This is a genomic window from Nocardia sp. NPDC050435 (assembly GCF_040655395.1).
GTDB lineage: Bacteria > Actinomycetota > Actinomycetes > Mycobacteriales > Mycobacteriaceae > Nocardia.
Map to the genome: position 1 here is coordinate 428,408 of NZ_JBFAJW010000007.1, position 12,857 is coordinate 441,264.

11 protein-coding genes are annotated in these 12,857 nt (G+C 70.4%); 8 read left to right on the forward strand and 3 right to left on the reverse strand.

What is annotated here, in order from left to right; genetic code table 11:
- Positions 1 to 4 precede the first annotated feature (4 nt).
- Positions 5 to 1,294, forward strand: a complete 1,290-nt coding sequence (locus tag AB0I43_RS23535; protein WP_356974059.1) for a dihydrolipoamide acetyltransferase family protein — start codon at positions 5 to 7, stop codon at positions 1,292 to 1,294.
- A 148-nt stretch (positions 1,295 to 1,442) separates the two neighbouring features.
- A complete protein-coding gene (locus AB0I43_RS23540; RefSeq protein ID WP_356974131.1) occupies positions 1,443 to 2,861 on the forward strand; it encodes a nucleobase:cation symporter-2 family protein in 1,419 nt (472 codons plus the stop codon).
- A 1-nt stretch (position 2,862) separates the two neighbouring features.
- Here AB0I43_RS23540 and AB0I43_RS23545 read toward each other — a convergent pair whose 3' ends face one another.
- Positions 2,863 to 4,065: a benzoate/H(+) symporter BenE family transporter gene (locus AB0I43_RS23545; protein WP_356974060.1), complete on the reverse strand. Its 1,203-nt coding sequence runs from the start codon at positions 4,063 to 4,065 to the stop codon at positions 2,863 to 2,865.
- A 187-nt stretch (positions 4,066 to 4,252) separates the two neighbouring features.
- Here AB0I43_RS23545 and AB0I43_RS23550 point away from each other — a divergent pair, with 187 nt between their 5' ends.
- The 3 genes from AB0I43_RS23550 to AB0I43_RS23560 are packed head-to-tail and all read left to right on the forward strand — an operon-like array spanning position 4,253 to position 6,728.
- Positions 4,253 to 5,062 carry a sulfurtransferase gene (locus AB0I43_RS23550; RefSeq protein WP_356974132.1) on the forward strand — a complete coding sequence of 270 codons (810 nt, stop codon included), beginning with the start codon at positions 4,253 to 4,255 and terminating at the stop codon, positions 5,060 to 5,062.
- A gap of 11 nt (positions 5,063 to 5,073) precedes the next feature.
- The gene (locus AB0I43_RS23555) at positions 5,074 to 5,754 is read left to right on the forward strand and encodes a hypothetical protein (RefSeq protein ID WP_356974061.1); all 681 of its coding nucleotides are present in this window, start codon (positions 5,074 to 5,076) and stop codon (positions 5,752 to 5,754) included.
- Positions 5,733 to 6,728 carry a hypothetical protein gene (locus tag AB0I43_RS23560; protein WP_356974062.1) on the forward strand — a complete coding sequence of 332 codons (996 nt, stop codon included), beginning with the start codon at positions 5,733 to 5,735 and terminating at the stop codon, positions 6,726 to 6,728. The genes AB0I43_RS23555 and AB0I43_RS23560 overlap by 22 nt, the downstream gene beginning before the upstream one ends.
- 4 nt (positions 6,729 to 6,732) lie before the next feature.
- Here the strand turns inward: AB0I43_RS23560 and AB0I43_RS23565 are convergent, their stop codons facing one another.
- Positions 6,733 to 7,404, reverse strand: coding sequence for an HNH endonuclease family protein (locus AB0I43_RS23565; RefSeq protein WP_356974133.1), 672 nt, complete (start codon positions 7,402 to 7,404; stop codon positions 6,733 to 6,735).
- A gap of 67 nt (positions 7,405 to 7,471) precedes the next feature.
- A complete protein-coding gene (locus AB0I43_RS23570) occupies positions 7,472 to 7,834 on the reverse strand; it encodes a hypothetical protein (protein ID WP_356974063.1) in 363 nt (120 codons plus the stop codon).
- A gap of 167 nt (positions 7,835 to 8,001) precedes the next feature.
- Here AB0I43_RS23570 and AB0I43_RS23575 point away from each other — a divergent pair, with 167 nt between their 5' ends.
- The 3 genes from AB0I43_RS23575 to AB0I43_RS23585 all read left to right on the forward strand — a co-directional run bounded on the left by AB0I43_RS23575 (position 8,002) and on the right by AB0I43_RS23585 (position 12,832).
- Complete coding sequence (locus AB0I43_RS23575) at positions 8,002 to 10,785, forward strand: DEAD/DEAH box helicase (protein ID WP_356974064.1); 2,784 nt, start codon at positions 8,002 to 8,004, stop codon at positions 10,783 to 10,785.
- Positions 10,782 to 11,549, forward strand: a complete 768-nt coding sequence (locus AB0I43_RS23580) for an SWIM zinc finger family protein (protein WP_356974065.1) — start codon at positions 10,782 to 10,784, stop codon at positions 11,547 to 11,549. Before AB0I43_RS23575 ends, AB0I43_RS23580 begins: the two co-directional genes overlap by 4 nt.
- 497 nt (positions 11,550 to 12,046) lie before the next feature.
- The gene (locus tag AB0I43_RS23585) at positions 12,047 to 12,832 is read left to right on the forward strand and encodes a helical backbone metal receptor (protein WP_357432636.1); all 786 of its coding nucleotides are present in this window, start codon (positions 12,047 to 12,049) and stop codon (positions 12,830 to 12,832) included.
- The last annotated feature ends 25 nt before the right edge of the window (positions 12,833 to 12,857 follow it).

The following is a 12,857-nucleotide window of genomic DNA, read 5'->3' on the forward strand; positions in this document are numbered from 1 at the left end:
AGCCGTGCCGAACGACGTCCTGGAATTCCGGCTACCGGATCTCGGTGAAGGCCTGGCCGACGCCGAATTACAGTCCTGGGCGGTCGCGGTCGGCGACACCGTCGAACTGAACCAGACCATCGCCGAGGTGGAGACGGCCAAGGCGGTGGTGGCGCTGCCCTCGCCGTTCGCGGGCGTGGTCGTGGAATTGCTGGCCGAGCCGGGGGATACGGTCGCGGTCGGCGCGCCGTTGATCCGGGTGCGCGGCGAGCAGGACGCGCCGCCGGCCGAATCCGGTCGCACCGCGGTGCTGGTCGGCTACGGGCCCGAGGGCGAAGCGGTCTCGCGTCGCCGTCGTGCGGTGAAACCCACTGTGCCCGAAGATGTTCCGTCCGACAACGGTACCGCCGCGCGCGCGGCCGCGACCCCGGCGGCCCGCAAACTGGCCAAGGAACTCGGTATCGACCTCTGGTACGTCGCGGGCTCCGGCCCGGAGGGCGCGGTGACCGTCGAGGACGTGCGCGTGGCGGTCCCGGTCTCGCAACCGCGCACTCCGGCGGGCCGCCCCGCCGAAACGGTGCGGGAGCAACGTCCCGCCGCGCGCCGGCCCACCGATCGCGAGGAGCGCACCACCATCAGCGGCGTGCGCAAACGCACCGCCGCCGCCATGGTCGCCAGCGCGCGCACCATCCCGCAGGCCAGCACCTTCGTCACCGTCGACTGCACCGCGTCGATGGAACTGCTCGATCATCTGCGCAGCACCAAGGCGTTCCAGGGGCTGACCCTGACCCCGCTCACGCTCGTGGCCAAAGCGGTGCTGGTGGCGCTCACGGATTTCCCCGCCGTCAACGCCTCCTGGGACGAGGCCAACCAGCAGATCATCACCAAGCACTATGTGAATCTGGGCATCGCCGTCGCCACCGACCGCGGCCTGCTGGTCCCCAATCTCAAGGACGCCGAATCGGCGAGCCTGCGCGATCTGGCCAAGGAACTCGGCTGGCTGGCCGAGACCGCCCGCTCCGGCAACGCCACCCCGGTCGATCTGCGGGGCGGCACCTTCACTATCACCAATGTCGGCGTCTTCGGCGTCGACGCCGGTGTGCCGCTGGTCAATCCCGGCGAGGCCGCGATCCTGTGCCTGGGCGCGATCGCCAAGCGGCCCTGGGTGCTGCGCGAGGAACTCGCGGTGCGCTGGGTCACGACCCTGGGGTTGAGCTTCGACCATCGGATGGTCGACGGCGAGCTGGGCGCGCGGTTCCTGGCCACCGTCGCGAGTCTGCTGGAGGATCCCCTCACGCTGCTGAGCCGCGGCTGAGTTGGACTACTTGCACACCCAGGCGGGGGCGTGCAAGTAGCTCCCCCAGTGTGCGCTCCGCCACGGTGGTCCGGGGCGGATGTCACCGGCGGGAAACACGAAGCGTGCGCTGCCCGTAACGCGTGCCGGATACCTGTTGTACATGGCAATAGCAGCACATCCCGTCGACACCCGGTTGCCGTTCGCGCGGCAGCTGGCGTTCGGCATCCAGCACGTTCTGATCATGTACACCGGCTGCATCACGGTGCCGCTGGTGTTCGGTGCCGCCGCCGGGCTGGACCGGGCGACGGTGGGCCTGCTGATCAGCGCCGACCTGCTGGTCGCCGGCATCATCACGGTGATCCAGAGCCTGGGCGTCGGCAAGCTCGCGGGCGCCCGGCTGCCGATCATCTGCGGCGCGACATTCGTCGGCCTGAATCCGATGATCCTGATCGCCAAGGAGTACGGGCTGGCCGCGGTCTACGGGTCGATGCTGGTGGGCGGCGTCGTCGGCGTGGCGCTGGCCTATCCGTTCGCGCGGGTGGTGCGGTTCTTCCCGCCGCTGGTCACCGGCACCGTGCTCACGGTTGTCGGGGTTTCCCTGATCGGCGTGGCCGGCGGCTTGATCATCGGCTCCGATCCGAAGGCCGCCGACTTCGGTTCGCCGTCGCACATCGGGCTGGCGGCGGTCGTCGTCCTGGTGGCGGTGGGCTTCATCTGTGTCGGGCGCGGCGTGTGGTCACAGCTGGGCGTGCTGATCGCGCTGGTCGTCGGCATCCTGCTCGCGATTCCGATGGGGCTGGTGCGCGCCGACGGCATCGGCGGGACCGCCTGGCTCGGACTGCCGGACGTGTTCCATTTCGGCGCACCCGAATTCCCGGTGACCGCGGTGGTGGCGATGAGCATCGTCATGGCGGTGGTCTTCGCTGAGTCCACGGCCAGCATGCTCGCGCTCAGCGAGATCACCGGAAAGCCGATCGGCAAGGGCGATCTGGCGCGCGGCCTGGTCGGTGACGGGCTCTCCGGCGTGCTCGGCGGCATTTTCACCGCGTTCGTCGACACCATCTTCAACCAGAACGTGGGTTCGGTGGCCGCCACCCGCGTCTTCAGCCGTTACGTCACGGCGGTCAGCGGGGTCCTGCTGATCGTGCTCGGCGTGGTGCCGCGGATCGGCGCGGTGGTCGCGGCGGTGCCCAAGCCGGTGGTCGGCGGCGTCGGCCTGGTGCTCTTCGCGACGGTCACCGTGGTCGGCGTGCAGACGCTGTTGCGAGCCGACCTCTCCGATCGCATCAATGCCACGATCGTGGCCGCGGCGGTCGGGATCGGGCTGCTGCCGGAGATGGCGGGGGAGATGTTCGCCAAGTTCCCCTCCTCCGCGCAGATCCTGCTGACCAGCGGCGTAACCCTCGGCGCGGGCACGGCTTTCGTGCTGAACCTGCTCTTCAACCACACCGCGCTGGGCACCATGGCGCGAAGTGCGCGGCACCCTGTCCAGGGCGAAGCACTTCCGGCCGAGCCCGGTTCGGCCGGGGCTGCTTCTTCCGATCGCGACCCGGCCGAGCCCGACCCGGCTCCGGTGAAAGCCTGAGTCAGGCGCGCGACTTCAGGACCTGCCGCACCAGCAGGCCCGCGAGCAGAGCCCAGAAAGCCGCGCCGACGCCGAGAAAGCCCACGCCGGAGGCCGCGATCAGAAAGGTGACGATCCCGGCTTCGCGGTGCTCCTCGGCGCGCAGCGCGCCCGCGAGGGCGGCGGCCAGGGTGGCCAGCAACGCCAAGCCCGCTACGGTTTCCAGGGTGCCCTCCGGGGCCGCGGCGACCACGGCGACCAGGGCCGCGGAGCCCAGGGCCAGCAGCACATAGGCCGCGCCCGCCGTCGCGGCGGCGATCCAGCGGCGCTTGGGATCCGGATGCGCGGCGGGCGCGGCGGACAGCGCCGCGCTGATGGCGGCGAGGTTGATCGCGTGCCCGCCCGCCGGCGCGCCGAGCGCGGTGCCCAGGCCGGTGACGGTCATGGCGGCCCGCCACGGCACCTGGTAGCCGAAGGATTTCATCACCGCGGTCCCGGGAATGTTCTGCGAGGCCATGGTGACGATGTACAGCGGGATCGCCACGCCGATCACGGCCTGCCAATTCCAGTGCGGCAGCGTGAATTCCACCGTGGGCGCCAGCGCCGAGGCGGGCAGCGGCCGGTGCTCGGCCACGATGCTGATCCCCGCGCCGACGGCGGCGGTGGTGAAGGCCACCAGCACCGCCCAGCGTTTGGCGTAGCGCTGCAACACCAGCCAGACCAGGATCACCGGAATCACCACCGCCGGACTGGTGCGCACCGCCTGCACCGGCGCCAGGCACAGCGGCAGCAGCACCCCGGCCAGCATCGCCTGCGCGATCTCCACCGGAATCGCGGCGACCAGGTCACCGAGGCGCTGCCACCAGCCGGTGATCACGATCAGCACCCCGGTCAGCGCGAATGCGCCCACCGCCGCGGACCAGCCGCCCGCCACCGCGCCCGTGCTCGCGAGCAGCGCGGCTCCCGGCGTCGACCAGGCCAGCGTGATCGGCATCCGATAGCGGAAACTGAGCAGCAGCATCCCGAGCGCCTGGGTCACGCACAGCGCCAGCAGCCCCGACGCGGCCTGCGCCGCACTGGCCCCGACCGCCGTCAGTCCGGCCAGCACCACCGCGAACGAGCTGGTGAAACCCACCAGCGCCGTCACCACCCCGGCCCCGATCGGCTGTCCGACCCCGGCCCGGGGCTCGGACTGCGAAACCGTTGCGTCGGAAACTGTGGACATTCGCCGAATCATCCCCCGGCCGGCGCGCGCTGTCCCCGGCCAATCTCCCGAAACTGGCCTGAATCCGGTGCTCAGCGCACCGGAGACGGAACTTGCCCGCCCACCGTCGGTCCCGGGCCGTAGCATCAGGGCGTAAGCAGTTGCGGTATCGCGGACTTCGACACGAGGAGCTGGGTTGGGCGCCGTACTGATTTCGCCGGTGGAGCTTCGAGAAGCGTTGGCGGACAAGCAGGTTCGGTTATTGGACGTACGCTGGGCGCTGGGCGATCCGGACGGTCCGCAACACTATCTCGACGGCCACATCCCGGGTGCGGTCTTCGTCGATCTGGAAACCGAACTGGCCGCGCCCGCCTCGCCCGCGCGCGGTCGGCATCCGCTGCCCGATCTCGCCCAGTTGCAGCGCTGCGCGCGCAGCTGGGGCATCCGGTCCGGTGACGCGGTCGTCGTCTACGACGCGACCGGCGGCATGGCGGCGGCCCGGGCCTGGTGGCTGCTGCGCTGGGCCGGTCTGGCCGATGTCCGCATCCTCGACGGCGGCCTGCCGGCCTGGCAGCACGCCGGGGGCGCGCTGGCCACCGGCACCGAACCGGATCCGGAGCCCGGCGATGTCGACTTGAGCCCCGGTCATCTCCCGGTCGTCGACGCCGACGCCATCGCCACCTGGGACGGCCTGCTGCTGGACGCGCGCGCCGGCGAGCGCTACCGCGGCGAGGTGGAACCGGTCGATCCCCGCGCGGGCCACGTGCCCGGCGCGATCAGCGCCCCCACCGCCGACAACCTGGACAACGACGGTCGCTTCCGCGCGGCGGACCAACTGCGCGAGCGCTTCGCGGCCCTCGGCTCCGGCCCGGTCGCGGTCTACTGCGGCTCCGGCGTCACCGCCGCCCACCAGATCGCGGCCCTCGCGGCCGCCGGCATCGACGCAGCCCTCTACCCCGGTTCCTGGTCGCAGTGGTCCAACGATCCCAAGCGCCCGGTGGCCGTCGGCGCGGAGTAGCGGTCGGCGCGATGCTTCCGACTGTCGAGCAGGTGCACCGGTTGGCCGGCGCTTGCGAGCGGTTCCGAGATGCCAAGGCCCCGACGGGTTATCCGACGGGTCTCGCGCTCTGCGTAGTCGACTCGATTCAGTCGACCGGTGTCACCTACACCAGTGTCGAAAACGTTGTCGCCAGGTACCGGGAGTTCCGGCGGAGCCGTGATCGTGACGCTTTCACCGACGGCGCACCCGAACTCGCCGGTACTTTCGTCGAAATCGGCGGGCCGGACGCCTGGGCAGAGCGAATCGGAAACCGGAATAAAGTGTCCACGCGCACAGGGGCGCCGCTGAAGGCCGTCGCCATCGAGCTCGCGGCGCACACGCTGATCGAACAGTCCGTGGCCACCACACATGATCTGCGGCTCGCCGTCGAGGATCCTGCCCGTCTCGGCGAGATTCGCGCCTCCTGGCTGCGTATCCCGGGCCAAAGATCGGGTATCACCTGGCACTACCTGCAAATGCTGGCCGGAATCCAGGGCGTGAAACCCGACCGGATGATCATTCGGTTCGTAGCCGACAGCCTGAATCTGCCACGCCGCCGAGTGACATCCCAATTCGCGTTGGCGGCGGTCCTGTCCGCGGCAGACGAAATGAAGATGTGCCCGACAGACCTCGATCACGGAATCTGGCAATGGCAGAGACGCCGAAACTGATCGGGGGCCGCGGCACCTGGACCGTCTTGGGCGAAGACTTCGCGATCGCCGAGCGGATCGCGGCGGCCATCGCGTTCGTCGGCCACGACGCAGCCGAACTGTTGCCATTGGGCGGCGGCGACGTCATCGTCGTCAACGGGAGCGCCCGGCCATCCGCAGGCGACTCGATCGCGCGCGGCACCGTAGACCCGCACCAGCTACAGCGGTGGGTCGATGGCGGCGCCGACGTCTACCTGCACCCGTGGCTGCATGCGAAGCTGATCGCGATCGAACTCGGTCGTGGTCGCCGCGCCAGCGTAATCGGTTCTGCGAATGTCTCCCAGCATTCGGAGAACTGTCTCGAAGAGGGGACGGTCGTCCTGTACGACGCCGGCGTCTTCGCGGCGGTGCACAGCGCCGTCTTTCGGTGGATCGACGACGCCGCGCCCGTTACGCAGGCTTGGCTCGACCGTGCGAAAGAACGCTTCCGGCCGCCCGAATTGCCGGCCAGGCCAGAAAAGGCGCAGGGCGAACAGATCCTCTTGTCGGACGAACGTCTCCTACTCGGATACGCGTATCCCGCTGCGGATCCTGAGGATCCGGATGTCGAGGCGGCGCTGGTAGAGGAGCGGGGAACAGTGGCGGACCAACCGGTGGAATGGTGGCGGTGCCAAGAGGAAACCGAGGTGGATTTGCAGCCCGGCGATACGCTGATCCTCATCGAACTGCGCGATGACGAGAATGGGCTGGCTGATCTCGACCCACGCCGGCGAACAGCACGACCCGCCCGGGTGGTCAGGCTTGTTGTGAGCAGTGGCGACACCTACGTTCTTTTCCGGGAAGCGATCGATCGGAATCCCACAACGATCTCGAGACTGCGCAGAGTGCTTCCGGCCGGCTGCTTCGACGAGCACGCTGCATCGACCGATCGTCGCCTCAATCGCGCGATCCTGGATCTTTTCTCTGGACGTGAGCCGCGACGATCATCTACGTGACCGCTCACGGGCAGGTGCGGGCGATGTCGGCCAGGGTGGCGTTGTCGGCGGCGGTGATCGGGAGGTCGTAGCGGACCGCCACTGTCAGGTACTTGCTCGCGTAGAAGCAGTGCAGCGCTTGGGCGGGCGGCAGCCATTGCGCGGGGGTGCTGTCGCCCTTGGCCTGGTTCACGGCGGCCGCGGTGGCCAGCAGGTTGGTCTCGATGTCGTTGGCGAAGCGCACGCGCTGCTGTGCGGGCCACATCGACGCGCCCATATCCCAGGCGGCGGCCAGCGCGTAGACGTGATCGATCTGGATGTCGCCCGCGTCGGCCTTGCCGAAGGTCAGGCGCTGCCCGGTGTACGGATCGTCGAGCAGGCCCGCGACGACAACGCAATCCCGGGTGCCGGGCCGATACTCCACTGCCGTGAGCTGTTGCGCCAGCACGTTGTCGCGGGTACCGCAGCCGTCCCGCCCGCCGGGACCGTCGTAGTCGTCGGTCCAGGACGCCCCGAAGACGCAGGCGTGCCCCGGCGCACAGGAACGGTCGTAACCGCCCGGGTGCGGTCGCTCCGCGATCACCCGCACCGAGGCGAGCAACTGCTCGACCTGCGCCCGCGTCGGACTGCCGGGCGCGGGCGGCACGACCGGACCGGACAGGCCGGAGCAGGCGGTGAGCAACAACAGCGTGACCACTGCCGAGCCGCGGATACCGGTGCGCACGGCCTTCGTTCTACTCGTCCGCACCGACACCCGCCGACGATTACATCCAGGCCCGGGTGAGCAACTCGTCCTCGGCCACTTCGACCGCGCTCGGCGGGAACCGGGTGGCCTCGATGGTCTGATGCCGGGACCCGTCGTGCCCGATCACCCACGAGCCGCCGCGTTCCTGGCACTCGGCGATCTTGGCGAAAGTGGTGAGCAGGAAGGTGATGGCGTCGGCCGGCGCGGGTGTGCGGGCCAGACGCTGGGATTCACCGGGGCGGGAAAGATCCAGCCAGACCCCGGACTGACCGTCCAGGCGCATGCCGACGATTTTCCCGGCATCGACGAAGGTGAATTTGCGCCGCTCCCACGGAGTCGTCGGCGTGAAGCTCTGCTCGAGAACCTGGAGCAGAATCGTCATGCTGCTGCCCTGCCTTTCTAGGCTGGGGGATTACCGCGGATTTGCGGTTCTGATGCTATGACCAGCGGATATTCAATTATGAGCCGCGCACGCGGAGAAATCCAGGGTCGCGCCGATTCCCGTGCCGCGGCCTGGTCGCTGTCGGTGGCACCTGATTGGATGGGCGGATGCTGCACGGGCTGTGGTCACCGGGTTCCGGGTTGCTGCTGTGGACGGACACGGCGGTGCCCGGCGATTTGCCGGATCCACTGGGCAGCGTGCTGAGTTCGTCGCGGTGGCGGCACCGGGCCGAGGTGCTCTCGGCCGGTGCGCCGACGAAGGTGCAGGCCCACGCCCTGGTCCCCGCGGCCGCGGTGTCGGCGCTGCGGCAGCGACTGCCCGCCGATCGGGTTGCCGGAGATCTGCGCTTCCTCGCCCATGTCGCCGCGGGCATCGAGCGCTGGGCCCGGGCCGGGCGGGTGGTGCCGGAATTGCGGCGCGAGGACGGCCAGTGGTGGGTGCGCTGGCGTCTGGTCGGCGGCGCCCGGCAGCGGGCCTGGCTGGCCGAACTGGCGGTCGCCATGCCGGCGGCGCTGCGGATCGCGGGCCGCCCGGCGGCCGTGCTGGAGGATCTGGTCGGCGAACTCACCGACCCGCTCGTCAGCGAGCTGATCGATGCCCCGCCGCCCACTCATCCGTTGCTGGCCGCCCTGGTCGGCGATACCGATCTGGACGCCGGCAGCCATCAGCTCGCCGAAACGCTGGAGCGCTGGCGGGCCAGTCTCACCGTCGACGAGCCCGAATTGGTGCTGCGGCTGCTGGAACCCGACGGTGACGAGGACGCGGAGCTGACGCTGTGGCGGCTCGAGGTGTGCCTGCGCACCGAGGGCGAGGCGCCGTTTCCCGTTCCGCTGCTGGGCGATCCGAGCCTGGTGCGCACCGCCGCCGAAAAACTGGGCGAGGCCCGCCGCGCGTACCCGCGGCTGCGCGATCTGCCCACCGACGGCCAGACCATGGACCTGCTGCTGCCCACCGCCGTGGTGGCCGATCTGGTCGAGCACGGCGCGCACGCGCTGCGGGCGGCCGGCGTCAAACTGCTGCTGCCGCGTGCCTGGAACATCAGCGAACCGTCGCTGCGGTTGCAGGTCTCGAGCGCCGTCCCGGCCGCGGAGAGCACCGTCGGCATGCGCGGATTGGTCTCCTACCGCTGGGAATTGGCGCTCGGCGACATCGTGCTCACCAAGGCCGAGATGCAGCGCCTGGTCCAGTCCAAATCGGATCTGGTGCAGCTGCGCGGCGAATGGGTGCAGGCCGACCACAAGGTGCTGGCCGCCGCGGCCCGCTATGTCGCCGCGCACGCCGACACCAGCCCGATCACCCTGGCCGACATGCTCGGCGAACTGGCGTCGGGCAGCGTGGCGCAGGTCCCGCTCACCGAGGTGACGGCCACCGGCTGGGCCGGGGACCTGCTGGACCGCCGCCACGATCCGGAGCCGATCGCCGCGCCCGCCGGGCTGCGCGCGACGCTGCGGCCGTATCAGGAGCGCGGCCTGTCCTGGCTGGCCACGATGAATCGAATGGGCTGCGGCGCGGTGCTCGCCGACGACATGGGCCTGGGCAAAACGGTGCAGGTCCTCGCCCTGCTGCTGCACGAAAGAGAACAGCGTTCGGCCGAGCCGCCGGGCCCGACGCTGCTGGTGTCGCCGATGTCGGTGGTCGGCAACTGGCAGCGCGAGGCCGAGCGGTTCGCGCCCGGCCTGCGCGTGCTGGTGCACCACGGCGTCGGCCGCCGCACCGGCGCGGAGCTGGACGCGGCCGTGGCGGCCGCGGATCTGGTGATCACCACCTACGCGCTGCTCGCCCGCGATCTGGAGGAGTTCCGCCGCCAGCCGTGGGAGCGGATCGTGCTGGACGAGGCGCAGCACATCAAGAACGCGAATACCCGCCAGGCCCGCGCCGCGCGCTCGCTGCCCGCCCGGCATCGGCTGGCGCTCACCGGAACCCCGGTGGAGAACCGCTTGGAGGAGCTGCGCTCCATCCTGGATTTCGCGCAACCGAAGCTGCTCGGCACCGCGCCGACCTTCCGCGCCCGCTTCGCGGTCCCGATCGAACGCGAACGCGACCAGAACGCCATCTCCCGCCTGCGTTTCCTGACCCAGCCCTTCGTGCTGCGCCGCGTGAAATCCGACCCGGCGGTCATCTCGGATCTGCCGGAGAAGCTCGAGATCACCGTGCGGGCCAACCTGACCGTGGAGCAGGCCGCGCTCTACCAGGCGGTCGTGCAGGACATGCTGGAGAAGATCAAGGGCGCGAAGGGCATGGCCCGCAAGGGCGCGGTGCTCGGCGCGCTGACCAGGCTCAAGCAGGTCTGTAACCATCCGGCGCATTTCCTGGGCGACGGCTCGGCGGTGCTGCTGCGCGGCAGCCATCGCTCCGGCAAGCTGGCCCTGGTCGAGGACGTGCTGGAGTCGGTGCTCGCCGATGGCGAGAAAGCCTTGCTGTTCACCCAGTTCCGTGAGTTCGGCGAGCTCATCGCCCCGTATCTGACCGAGCGCTTCGGCGGCGAGGTCCCGTTCCTGCACGGCGGCGTGCCCAAGAAGCGGCGCGACAGCATGGTCGAGCGTTTCCAGGCCCCGGACGGCCCGCCGCTGATGCTGCTCTCGCTCAAGGCCGGCGGCACCGGCCTGAACCTCACCGCCGCCAATCATGTGGTGCACCTGGATCGCTGGTGGAATCCGGCGGTGGAGAACCAGGCCACCGACCGCGCCTACCGGATCGGCCAGCAGCGCAATGTGCAGGTGCGCAAGCTGGTCTGCGTGGACACCATCGAGGAGCGCATCGACGAGATGATCAACGGCAAACGGCATCTCGCCGAGCTGGCCGTCGGCGCGGGGGAGAACTGGATCACCGAGCTCAGCACCGACGAGCTGCGCGAGCTGTTCACGCTCGGGGCGGAGGCGGTCGGCGAATGAGCCCGTTCGAGGATTACAGCAAGTACGGCAAGCGCCTGCCGGTGCGCGGCGGGGTCGAAGCACGCAGCCGGCGGGGCGGATTCGGCCGCACCTGGTGGGGCAAGGCCCTGATCGAGGCCGTGGAGGCGATGGCCGAGCCGGGCCGGCTGGCGCGCGGGCGCACCTATGCCCGGTCCGGCCAGGTGGTGAGCTACCACATCGCGCCGGGCGCGGTGACCGCCGAGGTGCAGGGCAGCCAGCCGCGCCCGTTCACCGCGGTGTTCACCGTCCGCCCGCTGCGCGACGAGGAACTGGAAATCCTGATCGACACCATCCGGACCGCGCCGGGCATGCTCGCCGACATCGCCTCCGGCGCGCTGCCCATCGGCCTGGGCCCGCTGCTGTTGCCCACCACGGCCGCGGATCTGGATTTCGAATGCACCTGCCCGGATCCGGGCTGGCCTTGCAAGCATGTGGCCGCGCTCTGCTACCTGCTCGCCGAGCGCCTGGACGAGCGCCCGCGCGAGATCCTGACCTTGCGCGGCCTGGATCTGGACACCCTGATCGCCGGGATCGAGCGTGATCCGCAGCCGGTCGAGTCGGCCGATCCCTACGGTGACGACGCGGTGCTGCCGGAACTGCCGAAGCTCGAATTCCGGCCCGCCCCGGACGATCTCGATCCCACCCTGCTGCGCCGGGCGCTGCGGATGAGCAGTGCGGACGAGCCGGCCGCGGCGGCGGGCCTGCGGGAATTGCGTGAGCTCTACGCGCGCCTGGAGCGCTGAGACCACCCCGAGCGCCAGGTCCGCGCATCCGGAGTCTGCGGAACCTGATGCGGGCAGTCGGACCTGGCGCCCCTGGGATGGCGGAGACACTCACTGGGGCAAGTGATTGCTCGCCAGGCATCCGGCGCCGGGGCCGACTACGCTTCCCGGGCTTTGTCTGGCTGGATCCCTGCCCGGTGCGATGTGGGCCGGGACTTCCCGACGCCGGATGCCATGTCTCAGTGTGCGCCGCGGGCCCGGCCCGAGAACTGCCCGATTACTGTCCATTCGCTGCCCTTGCGCCGAACTTCGTGGTCGGCCCGGTCCGCCCCGAATCAGCGAAACGCGCTGTAACCAGGCCGTATGCCGCGCCGGACGGCATTGGAGCGAAACGCTCGCGATTCAATTCGGTGACGGCGCGGACTCGCCCGCGACGCCGCTCGCCGCCCGGGCAACTCCGGAGCACGGCGATAGGCTGGGACGGTGGCAGGCCAGACGATCCGCGACCGGGTTCGCCGGTGAGCACCCGGCAGGCGCGCTGGGCGCCAGACGATCTCGGCGGCAAGGTCCCGCTCACCCGCCCGGTGCGCCGCGTCGTGTCGCTGGTGCCCTCGCTCACCGAGTCGGTCGCGCTGACCCGCCCGGAGCTTCTGGTCGGCGCGACCGAATGGTGCACGCATCCGGCCGATCTCGCGGTCGAGCGCGTCCGCGGCACCAAGAACCCGAATGTCCGCCGCATCATCGAGCTGGCACCCGACCTGGTGCTGTGCAACCAGGAGGAGAACCGCCGCCGCGACGTGGAGCGCTTGCGCGACGCGGGAATTCCGGTGTGGGTCACCAGGATCGAGTCCGTCGACGCGGCCTTCGCCGCGCTGACCAGAATGTTCACTGTCGCGCTCGGCCTCGAGCGCCCCGGCTGGCTGGACGCGGCCGAGCGGGCCTGGGCGGCCCCGGCTCCCGCGCCGGCCCGCCGGGCGGTGATCCCGATCTGGCGCGATCCGTGGATGGTCGTCGGGCGCGACACCTTCACCGCCGACGTGGCCGCCCGCCTCGGTCTGGACCTGGTGCACGCCGCCCACCCCGACCGCTATCCCCGCCTCACCGCGGCCGAGCTCACCCGGGATGTCGAGCTGGCCGTGCTGCCCGACGAGCCCTACGTGTTCACCGAAAGCGACGGTCCCGACGCCTTTCCCGGCATTCCGGTCGCACTGGTCGCCGGCCGCGACCTGACCTGGTACGGCCCCTCGCTGACCGCGGCCCGCGCCACCCTGAGCGCGCAACTCGCCGCTGCCACGGTCCGCTGACCTGCAATGTGGTCCCGTGCCCGGC